The sequence below is a fragment of the Chryseobacterium daecheongense genome (assembly GCA_027920525.1).
Classification (GTDB): Bacteria; Bacteroidota; Bacteroidia; order Flavobacteriales; family Weeksellaceae; genus Chryseobacterium; species Chryseobacterium proteolyticum.
The window spans coordinates 146,654-169,948 of sequence record CP115858.1 but is presented as its reverse complement, the minus strand read 5'-3'; the positions used below and the strand labels follow the sequence as shown (position 1 = coordinate 169,948).

The window sequence follows — 23,295 nt, the reverse complement described above, 5'->3', positions numbered from 1 at the left end:
TTCCTTATTTATTTTGTTGAGTGATCCACGTATTCAGAAAGCCTTCTTTGGTTTTCAGAACAATCTTGTAGATATCGGAATGATCGAGTTTTTGTTTTGAGATAAACTTACCGCTGCTCAGATCTGCCTGTCCCAACAACTGGTAATAGTCTTTACCACCGGTTTTGAAATTATTGGTAGTGGTCACATACACCTCAGCAGATTCCTTCGTGGGAGTTACCACTTTCCATGTTACTTCCAATGTTCTGTCGGTTAACAAAGAGGCTTTCAGCTGGCTTACCGCTCTGTTTTTAAGCAAATCGATTCCGTCCATTTCCTGTTGAACATTCTCAGGTACTTTGATACCGAGAAAATCAGTCATCGTAGGAAGAATATCTGTAATCGCAACACGATTATTTTTGGCATATGCGTTAATATTGGGTTTATTGATTGCAATCCAGGTATCCCGTTCTCTATCACTTTGCCCGCCATGCCCTTTTCCGTTACTGGCAGATCTTCCATGATCCGTTGTAACGATGAATAACCAATCCTCTCCATGCTTTGCCTCACGTTCTTTTACGGCATCATATATTTTTCCGATCAGCCTGTCCTCGAAGGAGATTGCCTTATACAAAATATCTCCATCTCCGTGGCGATGTCCCATATCATCAGAGAATTCCAGGTATACCCAAGACAAATCAGGGGCATTTTCTTTAATATAGCTTGCTGCTTTTCCTGCCACCAGGCTATCGATCTTACGGATATATCCGCTTTGTTTGTCGTGTGGAAATTTCAAGGTATCCTTTTCCAACCCATCATAAGAAAAATCCATTTTTATCTTTCCTGTGGCCGCCAGGCCTTCACCGATCAGCTTCGTACGGTTGTCTTCCCAGGTTGAAAATACAGCTGTCTTTTTGCCGGGATACTGATCTTTAAAAAGCCTGAAAATGGTTGGATAGCTATAATTAGGATCTTTAATATCGTTATCAAAAACATGATGCTTATTCACCCAGGTTCCTGTCAGCAAACTATTGTATCCTACTGCTGAAATCGTGGGCGTTTCACTGTACCCTCCTTTTTCTCCTCCTACATACGCTTTCAGGAGTGCACCGTCTTTTTTAATCTTTTTAAGATTGGGGATTTCAGATTTGTCCAGCATATCTTCAGCGATACCATCTACAATAATAAAAACTACTTTTTTTTGCGGCGAATGTTTCTGTGCGTGCCCGGTAATACCGGTGAAAGAAAGAAGAATAAAAAGGGAAGTTTTGAAAAGGTTCATGCTACATTTTTTATTGGGGCAAAATTCTATAAAAAACACAGACTATCTTTTAACAAACCATTAACAAGTTTAAATAATATATTAACTTTCATTAAAATCTTACTCCTGTTTATAGAAGATAGAGAACACTTGTCAACTTTTTACAAAAACATTATTTAATAAAAACTTCAATTTAAATTCATGAAATTTTCTAAAATAGAATTTAAGATAAAATAATTTACACTAAACCTCTAAACACATGATTATGAAAGGCTTTTAAACGGAATATTTTTTTTTACTTGTTATAATGAAGGTAAAATTATTCTTAGTTTAAAAATAATCGTTGTTTCACTTATTCAGGGATTTGGAACTATTATCTCTATACTTATTTATCGTTTTCTAATAAAAAGTAGATAAAATCTTTTTTTACTTGTCACCCATCTTTTCCATTGCAGTCTTTATTTTCATTAGCATTTCAATGGCATTTGGATTTTTAGGATTCAGGGAAAGTGATTTTCCGTAATTGATAATAGCCGAATTATAATCTTTCGCCACAAAGCAGGCTTCTCCAAGGCTATCGAATAGATTTGCATCTTCCGGATACATTTCAGTTGCAAAAGTAAAAATCTTTATTGCAACATCCACCTGTTTTTTATCCCGCATCCATTCATAGCCGATATAGTTACTGAGCCAGGCTAATCCTGATGTTGATCTGTATTGTTCAATTTCTGTTTTTGATTTTCCTGCTGTTCCTTTTGCCCAGAGATCTTTTAAGTATCCTGCCGGATCGTTCGGATCATTGTATCTTTTGTAAAAAGCCACTCCTTCAGATGAAGAAGGGAAAAGTTCAGCCATCATGTATGAATGAATTCCTTTTTTCAGTTCTTCTTTAAGATTGATCATTACGGAATATTCATAATCGTGGTGAAAAAACAATTGGATCGTTCCTTTGCTTAGATCATACACATTGGTATATTGGGTATCTTTCACATGCATTTTATCCATAACAGAAGAACAAAAAAGAGAAGTCCCATTGGGATGGTTGGTTTTCAGGAAATTTACTCCATTCATATAATAATCCAACTTCTTCTTGTCTTCTTCTACTGTATTTTTGGTAGGATTAAAATTCGACTGGATATAATATTCCTGTTTTCCAAGGGTCAATGCACCCCCTTCCACAAGAAGGTATTCACCCGTTTTATCAACAAACATCATAACACTTGATGTCAGGAAGCTCATATCAATGGTTGACAGATAATCTTTTACCTGATGAACGTTATCATAACTGCTCATCACATGCTGAACGATCTCGGTAACAGGTTTTTCAATTTTCCCCGGCTGTTTGGCAACAGGCAGTTCCGGAGTAGCAAAACCATCAAAAACCAATCCCGCTTCATTCATTGCGCCTTGTGGAAATCGGTTGATAAAACCTACATAAGCCACTCCGTATGCATTCTGCATTTTAGGTTCAAACCATATCTCGGAATTCGGACTTACCCAATCTTCGTTGTTGCCAACGATCGTCCTTCCTTTGTGCGTCATTTTAAACATACTGCAACAGTATGCCGTATGGCTCAGAATAAGTAATAGAAGCGTTAATAATTTGATTTTCATGGATTAGTATTTTGTGACCATCAAATTTAATTAAAAAAATACTTTATAAAACATCTTGTAAACTCACATTATGTAGAGACTAGCAAGATACGTACTGACAAGGGGGAATTTCCATTTATCACTCCAAACTTTGCCGGAACAAATTTTATATCTTTGAAAATTAAATTAAAAATTTACAGATGAAGTTAACGTTTAAACTTGCTTCTCAGCTGGATTGTGATTTATTAACGAAAACAGCTAAGACAGCCAAACAACATTGGGGATATTCAGATGAATTAATCGAGAAATGGCATGATGATTTGGCTGTTACTCCCGGCAGCTTTATTGATAGAAAAATATATAAATGCTATTCTGCTGATCAATTTATAGGGTTTTATATTCTAAAGGACAAAGGAATATTTACAGAATTAAACGGATTATGGATACTTCCTGAGTTCCATGGGAATGGTTTTGGAAGGGAAATTATGGATCATGCAAAATCAGAAGCGCTTCAATTAGGATATAGCTATATGGAGCTGTATGCTGATCCATATGCAGATGGTTTTTATCAAAAGATTGGTGGTAAAATAGTTGGAAAAATTGATACGCTGATTAAAGACAGATATTTAAATACATATCGCTTCGAATTAGAATAACATTAGAAAACAATAGAGAAGGAAGGAATATATAGTTGTGTAGATTTCAGCTTAAAGACACAGACTTTGCACAGGCTAGTAATATCTTTATAGTAGATTTTAATTCTCATCAAAGTGAGCAAATTAGATTTGGTGACCAAAATAGGTATTATGATGCCTGGACGACACAAAAAGAATTTCCTTCAGGATCAAGCAATACGACATAGTCAGCATTCGGTTCATAATTCCAACCTTCAACTTGACTAGCGCCAATGTTAAGCAAACGTTTTACCTCTTCCTCCTGATTCTCTGTTATTAAATCAATATGATGCCTTTTTGGTTCGTCGGAACTGGTTAGTTTCAACGACAATTGCATACCTATACCATCCTTGGGTACTAAAATTGCAAAATCAACATCGGGATCTCGTTTCAGTTCATAATTTAATGCCTTACACCAAAATGTGATGGCTCGATCAAGATCCTTTACGCCCCAAACCATTGAAAGTATTTTTAAGCCCATTAGTCTGCATTTTTTTATTAAACTATTGCCTTTTTCAGGTCACAATACCATACAAAATTAGATTTTTTATTTAAGATCTCCCGTCTTATCGTAATTTCAAGGTTGCTTGCATCAGTTGATCACTTCAGCAACCACCTCACTCCCCTTCTGCAACAAATCCTTCCTATACTTCATCCCCCACTCACCCATCGTATCAATAATCGTATGGAGACTTTCTCCAAAACAGGTCAGTTCATAATCTACGGAAACGGGCATGGTATTATTCTGGGTTCTTTTGATCAGGTTATTCATTTCCAGTTCTTTTAATTCCTTGGAAAGGGTTTTTGACGCGATGCCTTCTACCTGTCTTTTCAGATCCATAAACCGCATTTTTCCTATATAGTACAAATGGCTTATGATGAGCGTTTTCCATTTCCCATCCAGCAGATACATGGTATCACGTACGCCACGGATGTGGTTTTGGCATTTTATTGAGATCTCAATTTTATCTTTTTTCATACCCCGAAAATTAGACTTTAAAATTACGGAATTATTTGTATTAAAAGTCACCTGGTTACTTTTTTGTAACTGGTTACCAACGGGTAACAGGTGTGTTTTGGAAACCAAAACGCCCTAACTTTGTTCCATCAAAATGAGATAAAAACCTCAACAATTTTTAATAAAAAACACTCAACATTATGTCATTACAAGAAACATTACAATGGAGATTTGCCACAAAAAGCTATAATGGTAAAACAGTAGAAAATGAAAAGGTCGACCAGATCCTGGAAGCGATCCGGATGTCGCCTTCAAGTTCCGGTCTACAGCCTTTTAAGGTTTTGGTGATCACCAATCAGGAATTAAAAGAAAAGTTATATCCCGTATCATGGGAACAAAAACAGATTCTTCAGGCTTCTCACCTGCTGGTTTTTGCAGCATGGGATGAGTACACTCCGGAAAGAGTAAACACCTTTTTCGAATTTAGTAATAAAGAACGCAACCTGCCTTCCAGTGCCACCGATGACTACCGTTTAAAGCTTCTCGGCATTCTGGAAAAAAGAAGTAAAGACCAGCATTTTGTGGGTGCTGCCCATCAGGCTTACCTCGCATTAGGATTTGGCCTTCTTGCCGCAGCCGATCTGAAAGTAGATGCCACTCCTCTGGAAGGATTCGACAGTGAAGCCTATGATGAGATTCTTAATCTTCGTGAACAGGGATTAAAAAGTACGGTTCTCCTGGCGCTTGGATACAGAGATACAGAAAATGACTGGCTGGTGAACCTGAAAAAAGTAAGGAGATCCAATGAGGAGTTATTTATTGAGATTCATTAATAAGTGGATTTGGTTAATCGCAAAGACGCAAAGATTTTTTAATATGCTGCTGTTTTTAAGGCGCAAGAAAATCAAAGATTTTCGGCAAAGAGGATATAACGTTTACCTAGAATTTTATGGAACGAAATTCTTTTGGCTTCAATAATCATATTTACTAAGCTATACCCTATATACACTAATACTCAATATTGTCATTCCGTAGGAATCTCAGCACACCCTTATAAAAACTAGGGTTTAGATTCTTACGGAATGACATAAATGGGTAGAATACAATTGAATTGTAATTAGTAATGATATAAAATACTGGGTTTCTCGCACTTTAACAACATACAGATGGTAAAATAATTGTGCCTTCGCGTTTAACAAAAACTCCATTAATTTTATTACGACAAAAAAAGCAACTTCTCGATACGATTTTTTCAAAATCTACTCGAAGTGACGTTGCCTTTTTCCTTATATTCTACAAATAGTAGTCTACCATCAAATCGGGTGTTTTTCGAAATACAGGATGTAATCCTGCGAACGTAGTTCAGGAGAAAAATGTATCGAGATCAATTGTAAATATGTTGATAAAATGATATAGTCTGATTAATCGCCAAGACACTAGAAAATAACATATTTTCGGTAAGCAGAATACAAATTAATTTCAAAATTTATTGTAAGTTAGCATCATTACAGTAGATCTATGAAAAACATTTTCCAAATTTTTATTTTCATATTTTTTATGCAATCTTGTCATCCACAAGAATTAAAAATTGACTACGAAACAATAGAAATTGATATTCCTGGAAGTCCTGGCCCCTGGTTAAAACATAATTCAAAGTATTATTGCTATTTTCAGACTGATAATGATAAATTCAGTTCTGGTTCGAATCACAACTTTTATATTTTAGATGAGGAAGGAAAAGTTAATTCTAAAATAAGTGTTCCTGAAAAGCTCCAAACCTATTATTATGATTTATATATAAAAAATGATTCCATCTTTACCACAGAATATTATAATCACCATACTTTTTATCTTGATGAAAAAAATAAAAAATGGATTGAAACTAAAAAAGGAATTGATCTGGTATATGAAGATAAAGAATATACAGTATATACTCGCGACTTCGGAGAATGGGGTGGAGTAACTTGGTTCAAAGATAATTTAACTCATAAACAATATGAAATAGCAGCAACAAATCCCGTGATCAACAAATTTGATAATGCTTATTATTTAACGACAAGTAAATTCATCCTTAAAATATCAGATCCTAAAAAATTAGAAATAAGTAAAGAAGCTTACGATTACAAAAAAGCAGTATTAGCAGAACGATATTTCAGAGAAGGGAGCAACTCAATGAAAGGAGGTGAAATTATATATATTGATACTACTGATGTTAAATCTAAATATTCGATAGCAACCTCTTTTATAGCAAACAATAAATTTTATCATTTATTTAACGATGGTATTTCAACAAAAATCGGAATAGTGGAGAATAAAAAGTTAACACCAGTTCTTGATCTTAAATCTGATCTACGTCCCTTCAAATGGTATTACGATACAAGAAACCCAATACAAAACAATCAATATCAAACTATTCAGTTTTCTATTAAGGGTAAAAATAATTTTGGGATTATTGAAATTAACAAAAATCACATCAATGTAACTTCATTCAAAAATTCTTATAAGGAACCTATTATGGGTGAAGACCAGACAAAGGAGTGGGTTGAAACAAATTTCGATTACTTCTATTCTAATTTAAATACTTTATCTTTAAATCAAATTGATGATATTGAGCAAAAGGAAAATGCAAGAGACCTAACCCAACGTCACAAAATCTCTCATTATATACTTGATGGAAAAGATATAGAAACTCCTAGAATTTATCGAAAAAAAGAAAGCCCATTTATTCATCTGATAACGATGTATTATTATACAACGAGAGAAAAATCAATTGAGCTGATAGAATTCCAATGGGGTATTAAATCACATTTTGACAGTGTAGAAGAATCTCAAACTACTCCTAATATTGATACACAAAAATTATATAAATCAAAATTTGACTGGCTCTTTGCTTTTCTAATGCAAAAACTAGGAAAGCCTATTCTAAACAATCAGGATAAAGAAAATGCTACTGTGAAATGGAAAAATGGTAATAAATCTGTTGAATTATCCCTTAGTAAGTACATTTTTGAATTAAGACTATATAAAAGCTAAGAGCCTACCAACATGGTAAGCTCTTAACCATAAAAACAAAAACTACTCACTCAAAAACGCCACAGCCTTCGCCACAAACGCATCATGATTCTGAAAGAAAGACGCATGTCCTGAATCCGGGAAAATCACGAGTTCCGCATGCTCCAAATTTTGTTTCATATTCTGTGCATTCTGAACCGATACGGGAAGGTCATTTTCCCCGTGAACGATAAGCACCTTATTTTTGATCATTTTTATTTCTTCAAGAGCGTTGGCATCAGGTTGCGCCCAACTCAGAACAGCCGTAAACTGAGCATTGGAAGTCGCATCGCTTAATGCAGGATCCCGATCCGTTGTACGAAGCTGAATCCTCTCATAAGATAGCTTTCCTGCCGCAATACTCGCTGCAGATTGGGTAAATCCAAATTTCAGGAAAGATTCTTCAGGACTTAATCCTGCAGTTCCGGCAATGATATTCGGCAAATTGGATAATCCGATTGCACCTTTAGGTCCGGTACCTGTTAAAATAACTTTATTGATGAGTGCAGGTTGCGTTAAAACCACTCTTTGTGCCACAAATCCTCCCATCGAAAAGCCCATAATATTTACTTTCGTCAGGTTGAGTGCCTTGATAAAAGCAATGGCATCATCGGCCATCCCCTGCACGGTATTAGGGGTTGTTCCCTGGGAAGAAGCCACGCCCTGGTTATCGAATATAATGATCTTATATTTCTGAGCCAGCCCGTCTGTGACTGCCGGATCCCAGTCGTCCATGGAGCCTCCCAATCCCGGTAATAATACCAACGGTATCCCTCCTTCTTTTCCCCAGGTACGATAAGCGATGTCATTCCCCTTTACTTTTATAAATTTTGTTTTGGCGTTGCGGTGGTTCACCATCTGGACTTCCTGGGTGATGATCTCACTTTCTTCACTGCATGACACAGTTGCCACTGAAAATAGCGTTACACATAAAATACTTGCTGCTGAAATGGTTCTGAATGCTTTCATTGTTGTTTATTTTTGTATGATTATGGTGCAAACATAAAGCGCACAAAAAGGCGGAACACTTACAAAGTACGCCAAACGGACAATTTCAGGGGTTAATCAGACATTTACCTCACTTAAAAAAGCTTCTTCCCTACCGTTTATTTCCATGAAATGCCTTTCTGCCGATTTTCCGCAATCTGGCTAAGTGATCCCTCAATCAGGCTACATGAAACTTATGCTATAAGCTGAACTTTGCGACATCAACTTTAAATAAGAATACAATGAAATCAAGAAAATTGAGAACTCTCGAAGTATCGAGTATCGGTTATGGCAGTATGGGACTCAGCCAGGGGTACGGATCAGTACCAGAACGGAAAGAATCCATAGAGTTACTTCACAATACCTATGATCTGGGTTGTACTTTTTTTGACACTGCAGAAGCCTACGCCATGGGAGCTAATGAAGAATTACTGGGTGAAGCTTTAGCCGGTTTCAGGAATGAGGTGAGCATTGCCTCCAAATTCTGGATTCAGGATAGCATAGAAAATTATTCCACAGAAAAACTAATGGGAGTGATCCGAAATAAAATAGAAGGCTCATTAAAAAGATTGAAAACAGACCACATCGAACTTTATTATCAGCACCGTGTAAACAAAGATATTCCTGTAGAAGATATAGCCTGGTGTATGGGTGAGCTGATCAGGGAAGGAAAAATACTGGGCTGGGGCCAATCACAAGCCACGGAAGAAGAGATCAGGAAAGCACATGCCGTAACACCCATTACCGCAATTCAAAGTGAATACTCTATTATGGCCCGGCAGTTTGAAAAAAATGTGATCCCGACCTGCGGAGAACTGGGAATCGGTTTTGTAGCCTTCTCGCCTCTGGCTAACGGATTTCTATCCGGTCAGGTAAACGCAGATACATCATTTACCGGAATTGATGCCCGTAGAGTAATCACCCGATTTCAGAAAGATAACATTCTCGCAAATCAGCCTCTACTGGATCTCTTGCATGGGTTTGCCACCATGAAAGAAGCAACTCCCGCGCAGATCTCCCTGGCGTGGATGCTCCATAAAAATGATTTTATCGTACCGATTCCGGGTTCAAGAAATTTAAAAAGGATCCGCGAGAATATAGAATCTTCTGATATTGTCCTTACTGAAGATGAATTTAAGCAGATAGAAACAGCACTGGCTACCATTCAGGTTCATGGCGACAGAAAAGATGAAGATCTGGCAAAACTAAGAACATTAAAAGATTAAACTGATAATAGAAGAGTCGGTTCTTTAAGGCAATTTATTTGTAAATTGTAAAAGAATTTCTGATCAGATACAATTATTTAAAATGGATAAAAACATTCCACAAAAATTTGAATCTTTATACGACTTGCATAAGGTGTTCGGGCTTCCCAAGCCCGTACATCCTTTGGTAAGTTTTATCAATATCAGAGACATCCGAATCAATCCGGATGAACTTTCCCCAACCATGATGTTGAATTTTTATAAGATCGCCTGCAAAACAGATCTATGCAGCCACGCACGGTACGGGCAAAACTATTATGATTTCCGCGAAGGAGGACTGGTATTCACGGCCCCCAACCAGATCTTTGAAAGCCCGGATGACCAAACGAATTCCGGCTTTATCCTGCTTTTTCATCCCGATTTTATATTGTCTTATCCTCTGGTAAAAAAAATAAAGGAATATGGCTTCTTTTCCTACGCTGCCAACGAAGCTTTACTTCTCTCGGAAAAAGAAAAGGAAACCATTTTATCAGTTTTTAAAATCATTGAAGAAGAACTCAATAACCGGATCGATGATTTCAGCCAGGATGTAATGATTGCACAAATAGAGCTTCTGCTAAGCTACAGCAACCGGTTTTATAAGCGACAGTTTATTACCCGAAAAGCAGTGAACCACGGTATACTTGAAAAATTTGAAGAAGTTCTTGATCAATCCTTCAATAATTCAAGCCTATTGGAACATGGAATTCCCACAGTTCATTCCCTAGCAGAAAAACTGAGTATTTCCCCCAGTTACCTGAGCGATCTTTTACGGTCGCTAACCGGACAGAATACCCAACAATATATTCATCAGAAACTCAGCAATCTTGCAAAGGAAAAACTGTCAACCACCCAATTATCAATCAGTGAAATTGCTTATGAGCTTGGATTTGAGCATCCGCAGTCTTTTAGTAAGTTTTTTAAGAAAATGGTGAAGGTAACGCCTATTGCATTTAGGGAATCGTTTAATTGAAGATTTTTTTAATCTGCGAAATGCCTCATAAATTGGGGTTGGATAAACCGATTTTATATTCTTTTGTCTTGAAACAAAAGAAACAAAAATTCAAGACTGGAATCTTCGCTAAAAATGAATTCTGTTCTCTAAAAATTCTAAAACTTGCGCGAGTTCAATATGAGCTGTCCGATTCGGTATGGTTGTCGCACTTCGAACAGTAGAATTTTCTTTACGTTCACAGAAATCATTTTCTTTACGCTACAGCTTCCTAGGTCGGTTTATAAAGATGCAGTTTAAAAAATATGAAGCTATTTTATTTCTCACGTGTTTTCAATTATGTGTTTTCCGGCTACAACAAAGTGTGTTTTGGCTACGTAGAGAAATCCTGTTCTTTCCAACTTTGTAGTGTTAAAAACAAACAGGAAATGAAAGTATTTGTAACAGGAGCTACAGGATTTATAGGCTCTGCAACAGTAAAAGAATTACAATCCGGCGGACATCAGGTTATAGGATTAGCCCGTTCTGAGGAATCCGCGGAAAAACTAAGGAAGTCCGGTGTAGAAGTATATTACGGAGATCTCAGTCAACCAGAGACATTGATAGAAGCAGTTGAAAAAGCTGACGCAGTAATTCATCTTGGATTTATCCATGATTTCAGCAAATTTAAAGAAATGTGTATCCTGGACGGAAAGGTCATTGAAACGATCGGCTCCGTACTGGAAGGAACGCAAAAGCCATTTGTTATTACTTCAGGAATCGGTGTGCTTAAAAAACAAGGTATGATTACGGAAAAAGATATGCCGGAAGGTAATAGCATTCCAAGGATTATTACAGAACATGCAGCAGACAAAGTAGCTGCTAAAGGAGTTCAGGTAGCCGTTGTCCGTCTTCCCCCTGTGGTGCATGACCTGGGAGATAAAATTGGCTTTATTCCTTCGTTGATTGGAATAGCAAAAGCAAAAGGTTTTTCTGCATACATTGACAGCGGTACGAATTTCTGGCCTGCAGTACACCGTAAAGATGCGGCCAAACTCTTCCGACTGGCCGTAGAAAAACATTCGGTTAACGGAATACGCTACCACGGAGTTGCAGAAGAAGGCATCGAATTTAAAAAGATCGCCGAAACGATAGGTACAAAACTGGGTATACCAGCACGTTCCATTTCAGCAGGTGAGGTAGCAGATCACTTTACCTGGTTTGCCCATTTTGCAGAATTTAATGTCCTTGCTTCAAGCGCTGCAACACGGGAAATATTAAATTGGGAGCCAAATGAAATCGATTTGCTATCGGATTTACACGGAGAAATTTATTTTCCTGCCCAATAAATTGTAAATTTACTATACCACATCAGGGAAGAGTATGTGAAAGCTATTTACATATTCTTCTCTTTTTATACCCTAAAAGATTATGTCGGCAAAAGAACCCATAAGGATCAAAACAATTTCACAGTTTCATGCTTTGCGTGGCTTACCAAAGCCTAAACATCCGCTGATCAGCATCATTGATTTTAGAGATATGCAAAAACCCGATAAAGGAAGTGAAAGCCTGGTATTTGATTTTTACTCCCTTTCAGTAAAAAGAAATATGAACCATAAATACAAATATGGACAGCAAGACTATGATTTTGATGAAGGCATATTATTTTTTATGGCTCCGAACCAGGTACTCCGGATTGAAATGGACAACCAGCCACGTCCCGCTGAAGGCTGGATGCTGATGATCCATCCTGATTTTTTATGGAATAAACCCCTGGCTAAAACTATAACCCAATATGAATTTTTCGATTATTCCCTGCATGAAGCCCTTTTTCTTTCTGAAGATGAAGAGCAGATCCTTCAGCTTCTGATAGATAATATCCGAAAGGAATACAATACTAATACAGATAAGTTCAGCAGTGATATCATGGTTTCATTACTGGAAACGCTTTTTAATTATTCAAACCGATTTTACCAGCGCCAATTCATTACCCGTGATAAGGCACATCATGAAATCCTTGAACGGTTAGAAATCCTACTCAACCAATATTTCAACAGTGAAATGATCATAAATAATGGCATCCCAAGTGTTCATTATATTTCCGGAGAGCTCGGTATTTCTACAGGATATCTGAGAACATTACTCCAAAACCTTACCGGACAAAGCACCCAACAGTTCATTCATCAGAAGCTGACCGAAAAAGCAAAGGAAAAACTCAGCACGACAGGCAGCACCGTAAGTGAGATTGCTTATGAATTAGGATTTGAGCACCCACAGTCTTTCAGCAAATTCTTTAAGAAAATGACGAATACCACTCCGCTTGGATTTAGGGAACTTTTTAACTAACCATTATACCTTGCCAAGGTTAGGCTCTGCTATTTATTATCAGACCCATTTATAAACAATCCAATAATCCATTATTCTATCTGAAAAATCCTACGGTGTTCCCAACCTTCATCGCTTTCAAAGCTTCAATTGCTTTTTCTGCATCATGTTTTGCAACAAAAATATGATCATGAAAATAAGCTGCCACCACATTGCAGCTAATACCTTCGTGCTTGAGTGCGTTAGCGAATGCAGCCGTAAGCCCCACGGCTTCAAGTGAGGAATGAATACTCAAAGTGATCCATGAAGAAACATAATTGTATTCCAAATTCCATTTTTCAGCGACCGGCTTTTCCAGAACAACGGTTATGGCTTCTTTTTCACGAAAGAAAAATACAAGTTTTTCTATATCCGGAATCTCATGTAAGTAACCTACTTTGCAAAAAACATATTCCCCTGAATTCAGCACCGGTTCCATATGTTGCAGCAATATTTTTAAATCTGTTTCTCCTGACATCTTTTTTTGTACAAAACTACAGGTTAAGCCTTAGGATTTATTTATCAATTGATAAAAAATGCTCCGTGATAGTTATTTAATGGAACTATGAACCCCGATACATAAAATGCTCATTGAATTAAACCGTGAAATAGGAACGGCAAAATTAACGCCCCTGGAATTCAGGGGCGTTAATTAAAAACTTTTATTTTATTGTTTTTAAAATCCTAATTGCATTTTCATTACCCGGATTGATTTTCAGTACTTTCCGGTAATTTTCCAAAGCTTTATCTTTTTGTCCTGCTTCAAGGTAGGCTTCCCCAAGACTGTCATAAGTATTCGCACTTTGAGGATACAATTGGGTATTGACACGGAAAAAATCTATCGCATTGGTATATTTCTTTTCGCGAAGTAAGGTATAACCGAGACCGTTAATATAGTCTTCGGAAAGCATTTCATTATCAGCATCTTCTTTTTTTGCTTTTTTGTAAGCTTCCAGACCTTTTTCAAAATATCCTTCAAGAATCAATTCCAATGGTCCTTTCTCATCTCTCGCCAATTGTGGGTTTTCTGAACGGATGGTTTTATTCAGGAGTGTTTCCACCAATTCAAGTTTTCCTGTCTTTGGGTTAGTCCTAAAACTTATTTTAAAATTCCAGTTTCTTAGCGCATAGTTATTTTCCCCGATTTTAAGAAGTTCAATCGGTGTTTCCATATTCACCTTCATCATCAGTTTTCCCTTTTCCTGATATACCCTGTAAACACCATACTTACTGAATTTATATCGACCGGTATTGCTGAAGTCCTCTTGTTTTAAAGGTAAAATTTTAAGAATAGGAGCCATAAATTCCGGCCACTGATATTCAGTTGCCACAGAACGTATGACCTCATTGATAAACTGAGGTTTGTTGGTATTGGTTAATACTACAATTCCATCCCCACTTGTTTTACTCGCCGTAAAGAGGCTGGAAAAACCTTCATTCCAGCCACCGTGGGAAAAATATACCTGATTGCCATAGGTCTCCAGCACAACACCTAATCCCTCAAAAGTTTCAATGTAAGGAGTGGTAAATGTTTCCGCCATCTTTTTGGAAATAATGGTATTACTTTTACCATTCAACGTATTCTGGATATCGACCACAAAACGGGCATAGTCTTCTGCTGTGGACCATAAACCAGCGGCGGCCTGTTCAGGATAGATATGATATCTGCCCTGGACTTTAGTTCCGTTTTCTAAATATGCTGTTGCGGCAATTACGGATTGAGATTCTGGCAAAGGCTGAGTGAAGCTGCTGTTCTTCATTCCGAGAGGCATCAGGATTTTTTCCTTCATCAAAGTTGCAAAATCCTTTCCTTCAATATCTGTAAGTATTTCCTGCAACACAGTATATCCACCTCCAGAGTAACGAAAAGATTTTCCGGGAAGCTTATCCACCTTCACAGCATCGGTATTGGCAGGCTTTTCTCCGTTCAACACCTGAATCACTGTAGGGAGAGGTTTTCCTGCCTCGTATCCGGGGAATCCATGTACGGTGAAACCGGCTGTATGGCTAAGAATATTCCTAAGCGTTACCGGCTTCTGTTTTGTCCACTCATTCTCAGGAATTTTCCAGGATTTCAGATATCTGTTCACATCAGCATCGGGATCTATTTTTCCTTCTTCTACCTCCTTTAATGCAGCATAAGCCGTTACAGGTTTACTCATAGAAGCAACCTGAAATAAGGTAGCGGTGGTAGCTGGAGTTTTATTTTCCACATCTGCGAGTCCATATGCTTTGGTCCATATCACCTGGTAATTTCTGATTACGGCTATACTGACGGCTGGAATATTATAAAACTTCATTCGGTCTTCCAGTTTCCATGCAGATTCTCCCTCAAATCTCACGGCAGGTAATAAACCTGATTCTATCCGGGCAATTTCATTTTTCAGCTGAGCATCTGTCTGTGCAGATAAAGAACTGGAAATCAACCCCATAAATAATACAATATAAAAACGAGTTCCGGTTTTCATAATTTTTAATTAATAGCCTAAAAATAAGTAAGTATTACGAATATCTGCGGAATTAATTTTATAAGATACCTATTATTATATTCAAGGTTGTCAAATTCATCCCATAGATTGCTGATACAGTTCCTGTAGTGTTTTATTTTCCGATCCTTGAAAAAAATCTAATGAAAAGAAAGACACCTCATTTCTTTTTTGCCTTTTGAACCACTTTATTATAAGCAAGACAGAGGTCTATATAATATTGAAAATCTTTGTTTTTATGATATCCTTCTTTACTCACAAAAATATACCCTTTTGCTACCCTCTTCCCATGAATCATCGGGCGGCAATACTCTTTTTCCAGCTCCAGCTCTGCTTGTTGAGGGTCGATCCTGCATAAGATCTCCTCATTACGAACTCCGATGCATAGTTTATCATCTACCATAAAGCTTAATCCCTGGAACATTTTTTTCTCAACCACATTATTCTCATGCATCAATGTTTCTCTTATCCGGTTTACCAGTTGTTCGTTGTACATGATTATTTTTTTAATTCTTTCAGATTACAAAGCATTATTATTCCATCATCTTTTTAATAGATGTACATACCTCATCAAGCTCTTTGCGATCCGGAAGGATTGAATATCTTTCACCAAACCGCAAACCAAAACCATCATTACGGAATCTCGGGAAAATATGCAGATGGGTATGAAAAACCTCCTGGCCGGCAGCTTCACCATCAGCAAGAAAATAATTGATTCCTTCAGATCTTATATCCGATTTCCTGAGGGCCCTATTAATTTTAGCAGCAACATTGAACATTCCTGAAGTAAGATCTTCGTCCAGTTCCGCAATGAATTCTCTGTGTATTTTCGGCACTACCAATATGTGTCCCGGATTAACGGGCTGGATGTCCATAAAAGCAATTACCTGATCATCTTCGTGGATGATGCTTGCAGGGAGTTCTCTGTTTATTATTTTACAAAAAATACAATTGTTCATAAGGGCTGGAAAGTTTTTATAAAAATAGTAAAACGGAAATGATCATAAAATACAGGATTGTTTATTCAACAAAAAAAAGATAAATCTAGTTACGGTTTCCTGTTTTGGCCTGCCGCACAGCCTGGTTATCTTTTATATTCAATCGGTAGACCAACGTCAGGCGATATCGGGCGGCATTAGGGATATTGGTCTGGTTGATCACATAATCTGCTCCGGTGGTTATGCTGCTTAGTTTACGTAATTCAAAAAGATTACTCACATCAAATGTGACGGTCGCCCTGTCTTTTAAAAAAGTTTTGCTGCATCCAAAGTCGATACTGTGTACCGCATTAGTATGGGTTTGGGCTGTTGCATTGGCCCCCCTGAAATTATATATTGTCTGGAAAGAAAGTTTATCCTTCAGTTTAAGCTGAGCACTTAAACGGGCAGTCAGTGTAGTTCCTGAAAAATCAAAAGTCTGTTCCCGATAAGATCCTTCCTTTGCATAATGAAACAGGTTGAGCTCTGTATTCAGCTGAATCCATTTTAACGGATTGTATAATACGGACAGCTCTATTCCACTCCGGGTTTCTTTATGAATATTTACAGGCATGGTAATAAAAAGCCCTTCAGCATTCCTGTACGTGTAATCCTCAATTATCCCCTTGTTTCTTTGGTAGTAAACCGATGGATTAAAAGTAAGCGTCTTTGTGTTCTTTAGAAAAGAAAATTCCACTACCTGTGCATATGACGGATTAAGATCCGGATTTCCCACATAACGGCTGCTGAGATCTGTCAATTCATTAAAAGGATAAATCATGGTAAGGGACGGCCTGTTGATCCTCTTGCTATAGTTGCCCTGCAAAGTCGTATTCCCGTTAAAATGGTAACTTAGGTTTAATGTTGGAAACAAACGGGTGTAATTTTTATTGCTTGTGTAGGTTCCCATACGGTCTTCAATTCCTATTTTGGTAAGCTCACCACGTAATCCTCCCTGATAACTAAAGGCTCCTTTCTTACCTGAAAACTGAACATAGCCACTTCCGATCAGCTCTTTATATAAAAGGTGATTATCAATCTGATCAATGATCTCCCAGCCTGAAATATTTTTCTGCTCAGCAATGAAATCACTGTTGACCCTGCGGTCCTCCAATTTTAATCCGTATTCAATGGTAGAAGTACTGTCCAGCGGGTGGATCATATCCGTTTTGATCATAAAATCCTTACTGCTTCCTACTGAACCTGTCCTGATCAAAGGCAAGCCAGCCGCCAATGGGAAAACCCTTCGCGTTTCAAGATTCCATTCTTTATCACTGTCCCAGAAATCATACTGCATATCGACAGTAAATTTCTTGCCGGGCTTATCAAAGCTTTTGGTATAATTAAACTCCAGCTGATTGTAGCTCCTCTTTTCCCAGGATTCTCCATTGCGTGTGACACTGCTGTCTGCCAAACTATTTCTCCCAGAGTACAGATAATTCATACGGGTCTTATCATGATCACGTGTTGAGTTCCGGAGAAAAGCAGCAGTAAGGCTGTTCTGATCATTAATTTGAAAATCTGCTCCAAAATATAACAGTTTAGCATCGTCATGCCTGTTTTCATCCTGTCTCTGATCCAGGAAATAAGAGGCATCGGAAAGTCCTGAAGACTGCTGCATGGTGTATACCCCCACATAATCAGACAACCTGAGTCCGTACGTAGCAAATAAATTGAGTTTATTGGATTTAAAATTCAGACTGGGACTTATTCTGGTTTCATTGGGAATACCTCCAACCACACGCAACTGGCCACTAAAACCTGCTTTTTTATTCTTTTTAAGGATTATATTGATAATGCCGGCTGATCCGGCTGCGTCAAACCTTGAAGAAGGGTTGGTTATCACTTCTACCCGTTCTACCTGATCTGCCGGCAATTGCTCCAATGCATTGCTTTGCGTTAACCCTGTTCTCCGTCCATTAATCAGTATGAGGACATTGTTGTTCCCCCGTAAACTGATCCCGCCACCCGGATTTACACTTACGGAAGGGACCCTGTTTAACAAATCGGTAACTGCTCCCGATTGTGACAGAACATCCTTACCTACTTCAAAAATCTTTTTATCAAGCTTCAAACTGACCGGGCCGCGTTTCCCTGTTAAAGAAACCTCTTCTAAAAGCTTTGCATCAGGTTCCAGGAGAACAGTTCCGACATGTATTGTCTCCGAGTTTACCTGTATCTGTTTATGGCTTTCCCGATAACCAATCAGGTGATAAACAATGCTATAATTTCCCATGGGAATTTGATCCAGCCGGAATGCTCCTTTGCTATCTGAGATAGCCACTGCAATGGATTTATCGTTACTGTCCTTTAATGTAACGGTCACATCGGATAATGGCTGTCCGGAATTTTCGCTGATGACGCCTTTTATCATGGCTTGCTGGGCAAAATAAAGCGGAGCTGCCAACATGATCAGAAAGATGATTATTAATTGTTTCATGAAGTAAAATTAGAGCGTGCTCATGTCTGTTTAAAGTAAAAACATGTGAACCGCTCCAGAGGCTTTCGAACAGCAATCCGGAAGATTAGACTCAACTATTACTTCTGTAAACTTCTCTCTTTTACCACTTAATCTTATAGCTGAAAAGCCAGTCGTTTCCTTTTGATCCAAAAAGATTGATGAAAATTCTAATCATAGTTTCCCGGATGAATTGCTTAAAACCGTTTACCACTACTTTATCCTCTCCCCTTCTTCTTCCTTCAAGTACAATTTTTTCTACCCGAGGTCTGCGCTCTTGTTCAAATAGTGAAAATGCGGACAGACATTCTTTTTGATCTCTGAGCAATTTAGCCAGCAACATTGCGTCTTCCAAGGCCATAGACGCTCCCTGTCCGGAGTTTGGACTTACCGCATGGGCTGCATCTCCTATCAGTATTATTTTTCGATGAGACCAAACAGGAAGAAAACGTACATCAAAAACATTGACGCGTATGTAAGAATCTGCATTATTAATGATATCCGATACCGGAAAACTATAGTTTCCATATTGTTTATTCAAAACTTCCTTTTCCTCATCCACATGAATGTTTTTCAATTGATCTTTAGACCAGGGCATTTCGTAAATGACGTTGGTCCACCACATTAATTCTTTATCGTTTGCTCCGCTAAAGCCAAAGAAACCGTTTTTGCCATAAATAAAATTAATGTTCCTGAACTCCCTGTCTGTTAAACCTGCCAGCTTATCTCTCGAAATAAAACCGGCATGCGAAATAATCCCGGTAAATTCCGGTTGAATTTCAGGGGCGACGGACTTTCTGACCTCACTATTGATCCCATCTGCTCCAATCAACAGGTCCCCGATTGATACAGTATCATCATCAAAGGAAACGATCACTTTCCCATCGTCAGTCTGGACAATATCTTTTACTTTCTTTTCAAAATAAAGCGGGATATTCTTAGTTCGGACAGCTTTTCTTAAGATATCTACCAATGTCTGCCTCTTCATACTGACTGCAGGTTGCGGAAACTTCTGCAGATCTGTAAACAGCATTTTTGCCAGCCTTTTTCCTTTGGAATTTCTAAAAACTCCTTCATGAACGGGACATCCGCTTTGAATAATTTCCTCTGCCAGACCAAGCTCTGCCAGTACATTCATTCCGTTTGGTGCTATATTCAGGCCACCACCCGCAGTTTCCTCTCGTGATCTTAGTTCAAAGATTTCGGAGAAAATACCGATTTTTTCAAGGAATAATGCCATGGCAGTACCAGCAATTCCGGCACCTAAAATAATGGCTTTTCGATTCTCTTCCATAACTGATCGGTTTTTGTTTACTTTGTATATAATTAAGTTTGATTTTATTTTACTTATGAAATATTTTACAAAGTAAAATAAATTATTTTACACCAACAACAATGAGCAGAAATAAAATAGAACAAATCGGTGAAAGACTCAAAGAACAAAGTACCCATGCTGTTAGAAGGAGCAATCTTATCGCCGCTCAATTGAAAATCAATCCTACCGATCTTGAAGCTTTGGAAGTCCTTTTACGAAACGGAAAAGCGACTGCTGGAACACTTTCCAGCGAAACAGGAATATCAGGAGGAGCCGTTACCAAAATGATCGATCGCCTTGAAAAAGCAGATTTTGTAAAAAGGGTCCTGGATAAATCTGACCGAAGAAAAGTAATTATTGAGCCCAACTTAAATACCATACAACAAAGGGTATTCCCGTTATACGCTCCTTTAATAGCTGCTACAACAGAATTATTCAAAACATATTCTGACCAGGAACTCGATATTATCAACGGTTTTATGGAAAAAATACTTCAGATAAGCAGTGATGATCTGAACCAGATGACATCGGATCTGTAATATGATGTGATAAATAAGTCTATGTATCTGCAACCTAATTAAAAACATGCAAACAGCTCTACAGACTTTCAAACGACAACCAGGATTTATCCATTACCTTGTATATTTACATTATGCATAAGGTCCTGCTTTTATTGGTATTCCTGAACCTGGTGAATATCCCGGTTATTCAGAATGATGAACCTGTATCGCTGTATAAAACAGGAGATGATCCGGCCTGGGCAGCTAAGAACTACAATGACAAAAACTGGTCACGGGTAAGAGGAGATACTTCTGATAAGATATTCTGGTCACGGACCCGTCTTGATCTCCGGCAAGTAGAACCTGAACTTACGCCTTTAGGACTTCAGATCGAATCTTTTGGCGCATTTGAAGTATATTGGGATGGTGTTTTTATCGGAAACAACGGACAATTACCTCAAAATGGAAAACCTGAAACCCCAGGTTCCGAAAGCAGTTATTACAGAGTTCCGGACAGCCTGATTTCACCGGGTTCCCATATTGTTGCATTGCGAACTTCTCAATCATTACTTCCTCATGTACATCGTGACATTGGATTTAAGATGAATAAATACACGACCTTATTAACCAAACCCCTGGTTACCATGTCGTACATGAATCTCATGGCAGGAGCTTTTCTTATTGCAGCAGTCTATTATTTTTTCCTGTACCTGAACAGCAGGCGAAGACCTCTTGATATCCTTATTTTTGCAACCACCTGCCTTTTATTTTTTGTTTTACTGATCATGGAATACCTTAAATTTCATGTGGTTATTCCCTACTCTCAGTTTTTTATCCGCCTGGAAATTATTGGATGGCTCACCTTTGCCAATGCGCTTTTGGTTCCCTGGTATTTTATTATTCAGTTTAATTTTAAAAGAGGAAAGTGGCTCATGGCAGCCCTTCTGGTAACGCTCTTATTATTATATGGATTTAATTACGGTCATTACGACCTTACCGCCAGATTGTACAGTCTTGCAATGCTCATTACAGCTATTATTGTTGTTCTGAACGGTATTATCCAAAAGGAAAAAGGAGGTTTTATCGTACTGGCAGGACTCTTGATCAGTGGCTTGATGCATAAATTTATTTTTTACGACTATGGGCTCTTTATTAGCTTTACGATCATTGTTTTAAGCATGCTTTACCTGCACTCGATCCGGACCAGTGTTATTGAAGCCGAGCACCAGCAGGCTGTATTGCTTTCTTCAAGGCTGCAACTGGAACTGCTGAAAAAAAATATCCAGCCTCATTTCCTGAGAAATACCCTGACCTCTATGATGGATTGGGTCGAAGAATCACCAAGGGAAGGATCGCGCTTCATCCAGGCATTGGCCGCAGAGTTTGACATTATGAATGAGATTTCCGAACAGACCCTGATTCCCATAACAAAAGAGCTCGAACTTTGCCGGCAGCATCTTTCAGTCATGGGTTTCCGGAAAGAGATAAACTATAAATGGGAGCAAAACGGAATAGATGAAACGCAATTCATTCCACCCGCCATTATTCATACTTTACTGGAAAATGGCATTACCCATAGCGAACCATTACCCGGAAATATCATTACATTTAAACTGAGTTACTCCTTATCGGGAAATCATCACGAATATGTATTCGAAACCATTGCAAAAAACCGTGAGGTATTCACAAGCCGGAGTGGCGGCAACGGACTTAAATATATCCGTGCCCGTCTGACAGAAAGTTACGGACAAAACTGGGTATTCAAATCCGTTCAAACAGAAAACGGCTGGCTATCGACCATTCAAATTACAAGATCATGAATATACTGATTATAGAGGACGAATCAAGGATCGCACATCGCCTGCAGCGTATGACAGCAAAATTCTTCGAAAACAGACCTGTTCGGATTACAGTTTGCGATTCTCTGCAAAAAGGACTTTCCCAAATAGAACACGATCTTCCTGATCTGCTGCTTCTCGATCTGAACCTCAATGGTGATAATGGTTTTGAAGTATTGGAACATATGGTAGCCTCTTCTTTTCACACCATCATTGTTTCAGCCAATACCGATAAAGCAATCACTGCCTTTGCATACGGAGTACTGGACTTTGTTCCCAAGCCTTTTGATGAGGACAGGCTTTTTCAGGCCCTTAACCGTTTTAGCAGCCCTTCCATAAAGTCGGGTGACGACATCCAATACCTGGCTGTGAAGAGATCCGGACAAATACGGTTGGTGAATATTTCGGATCTGATTTATATAAAAGGAGCCGGAATTTATACCGAGCTTCACTTAAAAGATGGCCGGCAGGAGCTTCACGATAAATCTTTAGAGCTTTTACAACAGCTTCTTCCGGGAGAATTTGAGCGGATTCATAAATCCTATCTTGTCAATCTGTCTCAGGCTGAAAAGATCACCATAAGCCCCGGCTCCCGTTACGGCTTATTGCTTAAAAACGGAGAAACCCTTCCGATTGGCCGTTCAAGATACAAAGAGCTCAGAAATAAGACCATTTGATT

21 protein-coding genes are annotated in these 23,295 nt (G+C 38.2%); 10 read left to right on the top strand and 11 right to left on the bottom strand.

Going from position 1 to position 23,295, the window contains the following annotated elements; translation table 11 throughout:
• Nucleotides 1-4: 4 nt before the first annotated feature.
• Complete coding sequence (locus tag PFY10_00765) at nucleotides 5-1,261, bottom strand: alkaline phosphatase family protein (GenBank protein WBV56970.1); 1,257 nt, start codon at nucleotides 1,259-1,261, stop codon at nucleotides 5-7.
• Nucleotides 1,262-1,666: 405 nt separating this feature from the next.
• Entirely contained in the window at nucleotides 1,667-2,854 is a 1,188-nt protein-coding gene (locus tag PFY10_00760; GenBank protein ID WBV56969.1) for a hypothetical protein, read from the bottom strand.
• Between the two features lie 179 nt (nucleotides 2,855-3,033).
• Between PFY10_00760 and PFY10_00755 the strand changes: the two genes are divergently transcribed.
• On the top strand, nucleotides 3,034-3,489 hold the full coding sequence (locus tag PFY10_00755) for a GNAT family N-acetyltransferase (protein ID WBV56968.1): 456 nt from the start codon (nucleotides 3,034-3,036) through the stop codon (nucleotides 3,487-3,489).
• Nucleotides 3,490-3,637: 148 nt separating this feature from the next.
• On the opposite strand, the gene PFY10_00750 is transcribed toward PFY10_00755, so the two are convergent.
• Both PFY10_00750 and PFY10_00745 read right to left on the bottom strand, forming a co-directional pair.
• Nucleotides 3,638-3,988: a VOC family protein gene (locus tag PFY10_00750; GenBank protein ID WBV56967.1), complete on the bottom strand. Its 351-nt coding sequence runs from the start codon at nucleotides 3,986-3,988 to the stop codon at nucleotides 3,638-3,640.
• A 111-nt stretch (nucleotides 3,989-4,099) separates the two neighbouring features.
• Nucleotides 4,100-4,486, bottom strand: coding sequence for a helix-turn-helix domain-containing protein (locus PFY10_00745; GenBank protein ID WBV56966.1), 387 nt, complete (start codon nucleotides 4,484-4,486; stop codon nucleotides 4,100-4,102).
• Between the two features lie 179 nt (nucleotides 4,487-4,665).
• On the opposite strand from PFY10_00745, the gene PFY10_00740 reads away from it, so the two are divergent.
• Both PFY10_00740 and PFY10_00735 read left to right on the top strand, forming a co-directional pair.
• A complete protein-coding gene (locus tag PFY10_00740) occupies nucleotides 4,666-5,298 on the top strand; it encodes an NAD(P)H-dependent oxidoreductase (protein WBV56965.1) in 633 nt (210 codons plus the stop codon).
• A gap of 685 nt (nucleotides 5,299-5,983) precedes the next feature.
• A complete protein-coding gene (locus tag PFY10_00735) occupies nucleotides 5,984-7,498 on the top strand; it encodes a hypothetical protein (protein ID WBV56964.1) in 1,515 nt (504 codons plus the stop codon).
• 42 nt (nucleotides 7,499-7,540) lie between these two features.
• Here the strand turns inward: PFY10_00735 and PFY10_00730 are convergent, their stop codons facing one another.
• The gene (locus tag PFY10_00730; GenBank protein ID WBV56963.1) at nucleotides 7,541-8,485 is read right to left on the bottom strand and encodes an alpha/beta hydrolase; all 945 of its coding nucleotides are present in this window, start codon (nucleotides 8,483-8,485) and stop codon (nucleotides 7,541-7,543) included.
• A gap of 260 nt (nucleotides 8,486-8,745) precedes the next feature.
• Here PFY10_00730 and PFY10_00725 point away from each other — a divergent pair, with 260 nt between their 5' ends.
• The 4 genes from PFY10_00725 to PFY10_00710 all read left to right on the top strand — a co-directional run bounded on the left by PFY10_00725 (nucleotide 8,746) and on the right by PFY10_00710 (nucleotide 13,024).
• Nucleotides 8,746-9,729, top strand: coding sequence for an aldo/keto reductase (locus PFY10_00725; protein WBV56962.1), 984 nt, complete (start codon nucleotides 8,746-8,748; stop codon nucleotides 9,727-9,729).
• Nucleotides 9,730-9,811: 82 nt separating this feature from the next.
• Nucleotides 9,812-10,720, top strand: a complete 909-nt coding sequence (locus PFY10_00720; GenBank protein ID WBV56961.1) for a helix-turn-helix transcriptional regulator — start codon at nucleotides 9,812-9,814, stop codon at nucleotides 10,718-10,720.
• A 407-nt stretch (nucleotides 10,721-11,127) separates the two neighbouring features.
• Nucleotides 11,128-12,027 carry an SDR family oxidoreductase gene (locus tag PFY10_00715; GenBank protein WBV56960.1) on the top strand — a complete coding sequence of 300 codons (900 nt, stop codon included), beginning with the start codon at nucleotides 11,128-11,130 and terminating at the stop codon, nucleotides 12,025-12,027.
• A gap of 82 nt (nucleotides 12,028-12,109) precedes the next feature.
• Nucleotides 12,110-13,024 carry a helix-turn-helix domain-containing protein gene (locus tag PFY10_00710; protein WBV56959.1) on the top strand — a complete coding sequence of 305 codons (915 nt, stop codon included), beginning with the start codon at nucleotides 12,110-12,112 and terminating at the stop codon, nucleotides 13,022-13,024.
• A gap of 76 nt (nucleotides 13,025-13,100) precedes the next feature.
• Here PFY10_00710 and PFY10_00705 read toward each other — a convergent pair whose 3' ends face one another.
• The 6 genes from PFY10_00705 to PFY10_00680 all read right to left on the bottom strand — a co-directional run bounded on the left by PFY10_00705 (nucleotide 13,101) and on the right by PFY10_00680 (nucleotide 20,257).
• Complete coding sequence (locus PFY10_00705; protein WBV56958.1) at nucleotides 13,101-13,520, bottom strand: ACT domain-containing protein; 420 nt, start codon at nucleotides 13,518-13,520, stop codon at nucleotides 13,101-13,103.
• A gap of 184 nt (nucleotides 13,521-13,704) precedes the next feature.
• Nucleotides 13,705-15,510, bottom strand: coding sequence for a beta-lactamase family protein (locus PFY10_00700; GenBank protein WBV56957.1), 1,806 nt, complete (start codon nucleotides 15,508-15,510; stop codon nucleotides 13,705-13,707).
• Nucleotides 15,511-15,688: 178 nt separating this feature from the next.
• Nucleotides 15,689-16,024: a TfoX/Sxy family protein gene (locus PFY10_00695; protein ID WBV56956.1), complete on the bottom strand. Its 336-nt coding sequence runs from the start codon at nucleotides 16,022-16,024 to the stop codon at nucleotides 15,689-15,691.
• Nucleotides 16,025-16,061: 37 nt separating this feature from the next.
• Nucleotides 16,062-16,487: an HIT family protein gene (locus PFY10_00690; GenBank protein ID WBV56955.1), complete on the bottom strand. Its 426-nt coding sequence runs from the start codon at nucleotides 16,485-16,487 to the stop codon at nucleotides 16,062-16,064.
• Nucleotides 16,488-16,572: 85 nt separating this feature from the next.
• The gene (locus tag PFY10_00685; protein WBV56954.1) at nucleotides 16,573-18,945 is read right to left on the bottom strand and encodes a TonB-dependent receptor; all 2,373 of its coding nucleotides are present in this window, start codon (nucleotides 18,943-18,945) and stop codon (nucleotides 16,573-16,575) included.
• A gap of 121 nt (nucleotides 18,946-19,066) precedes the next feature.
• Nucleotides 19,067-20,257: an FAD-dependent monooxygenase gene (locus PFY10_00680; GenBank protein WBV56953.1), complete on the bottom strand. Its 1,191-nt coding sequence runs from the start codon at nucleotides 20,255-20,257 to the stop codon at nucleotides 19,067-19,069.
• A 101-nt stretch (nucleotides 20,258-20,358) separates the two neighbouring features.
• On the opposite strand from PFY10_00680, the gene PFY10_00675 reads away from it, so the two are divergent.
• From PFY10_00675 to PFY10_00665, 3 genes are all read left to right on the top strand, one after another.
• The gene (locus PFY10_00675; protein ID WBV56952.1) at nucleotides 20,359-20,817 is read left to right on the top strand and encodes a MarR family transcriptional regulator; all 459 of its coding nucleotides are present in this window, start codon (nucleotides 20,359-20,361) and stop codon (nucleotides 20,815-20,817) included.
• Nucleotides 20,818-20,930: 113 nt separating this feature from the next.
• Complete coding sequence (locus PFY10_00670) at nucleotides 20,931-22,598, top strand: histidine kinase (GenBank protein WBV56951.1); 1,668 nt, start codon at nucleotides 20,931-20,933, stop codon at nucleotides 22,596-22,598.
• A complete protein-coding gene (locus PFY10_00665; GenBank protein WBV56950.1) occupies nucleotides 22,595-23,293 on the top strand; it encodes a response regulator transcription factor in 699 nt (232 codons plus the stop codon). Before PFY10_00670 ends, PFY10_00665 begins: the two co-directional genes overlap by 4 nt.
• Nucleotides 23,294-23,295 lie beyond the last annotated feature (2 nt).

Bases quoted from the DNA above. Each gene is read 5' to 3' on its own strand.
- PFY10_00705 (WBV56958.1), bottom strand. From the start codon at position 13,520: ATGTCAGGAGAAACAGATTTAAAAATATTGCTGCAACATATGGAACCG.
- PFY10_00755 (WBV56968.1), top strand. From the start codon at position 3,034: ATGAAGTTAACGTTTAAACTTGCTTCTCAGCTGGATTGTGATTTATTA.
- PFY10_00690 (WBV56955.1), bottom strand. From the start codon at position 16,487: ATGAACAATTGTATTTTTTGTAAAATAATAAACAGAGAACTCCCTGCA.
- PFY10_00745 (WBV56966.1), bottom strand. From the start codon at position 4,486: ATGAAAAAAGATAAAATTGAGATCTCAATAAAATGCCAAAACCACATC.
- PFY10_00750 (WBV56967.1), bottom strand. From the start codon at position 3,988: ATGGGCTTAAAAATACTTTCAATGGTTTGGGGCGTAAAGGATCTTGAT.
- PFY10_00685 (WBV56954.1), bottom strand. From the start codon at position 18,945: ATGAAACAATTAATAATCATCTTTCTGATCATGTTGGCAGCTCCGCTT.
- PFY10_00760 (WBV56969.1), bottom strand. From the start codon at position 2,854: ATGAAAATCAAATTATTAACGCTTCTATTACTTATTCTGAGCCATACG.
- PFY10_00715 (WBV56960.1), top strand. From the start codon at position 11,128: ATGAAAGTATTTGTAACAGGAGCTACAGGATTTATAGGCTCTGCAACA.
- PFY10_00735 (WBV56964.1), top strand. From the start codon at position 5,984: ATGAAAAACATTTTCCAAATTTTTATTTTCATATTTTTTATGCAATCT.
- PFY10_00700 (WBV56957.1), bottom strand. From the start codon at position 15,510: ATGAAAACCGGAACTCGTTTTTATATTGTATTATTTATGGGGTTGATT.
- PFY10_00740 (WBV56965.1), top strand. From the start codon at position 4,666: ATGTCATTACAAGAAACATTACAATGGAGATTTGCCACAAAAAGCTAT.
- PFY10_00710 (WBV56959.1), top strand. From the start codon at position 12,110: ATGTCGGCAAAAGAACCCATAAGGATCAAAACAATTTCACAGTTTCAT.
- PFY10_00670 (WBV56951.1), top strand. From the start codon at position 20,931: ATGCATAAGGTCCTGCTTTTATTGGTATTCCTGAACCTGGTGAATATC.
- PFY10_00665 (WBV56950.1), top strand. From the start codon at position 22,595: ATGAATATACTGATTATAGAGGACGAATCAAGGATCGCACATCGCCTG.
- PFY10_00675 (WBV56952.1), top strand. From the start codon at position 20,359: ATGAGCAGAAATAAAATAGAACAAATCGGTGAAAGACTCAAAGAACAA.
- PFY10_00730 (WBV56963.1), bottom strand. From the start codon at position 8,485: ATGAAAGCATTCAGAACCATTTCAGCAGCAAGTATTTTATGTGTAACG.
- PFY10_00765 (WBV56970.1), bottom strand. From the start codon at position 1,261: ATGAACCTTTTCAAAACTTCCCTTTTTATTCTTCTTTCTTTCACCGGT.
- PFY10_00695 (WBV56956.1), bottom strand. From the start codon at position 16,024: ATGTACAACGAACAACTGGTAAACCGGATAAGAGAAACATTGATGCAT.
- PFY10_00725 (WBV56962.1), top strand. From the start codon at position 8,746: ATGAAATCAAGAAAATTGAGAACTCTCGAAGTATCGAGTATCGGTTAT.
- PFY10_00680 (WBV56953.1), bottom strand. From the start codon at position 20,257: ATGGAAGAGAATCGAAAAGCCATTATTTTAGGTGCCGGAATTGCTGGT.
- PFY10_00720 (WBV56961.1), top strand. From the start codon at position 9,812: ATGGATAAAAACATTCCACAAAAATTTGAATCTTTATACGACTTGCAT.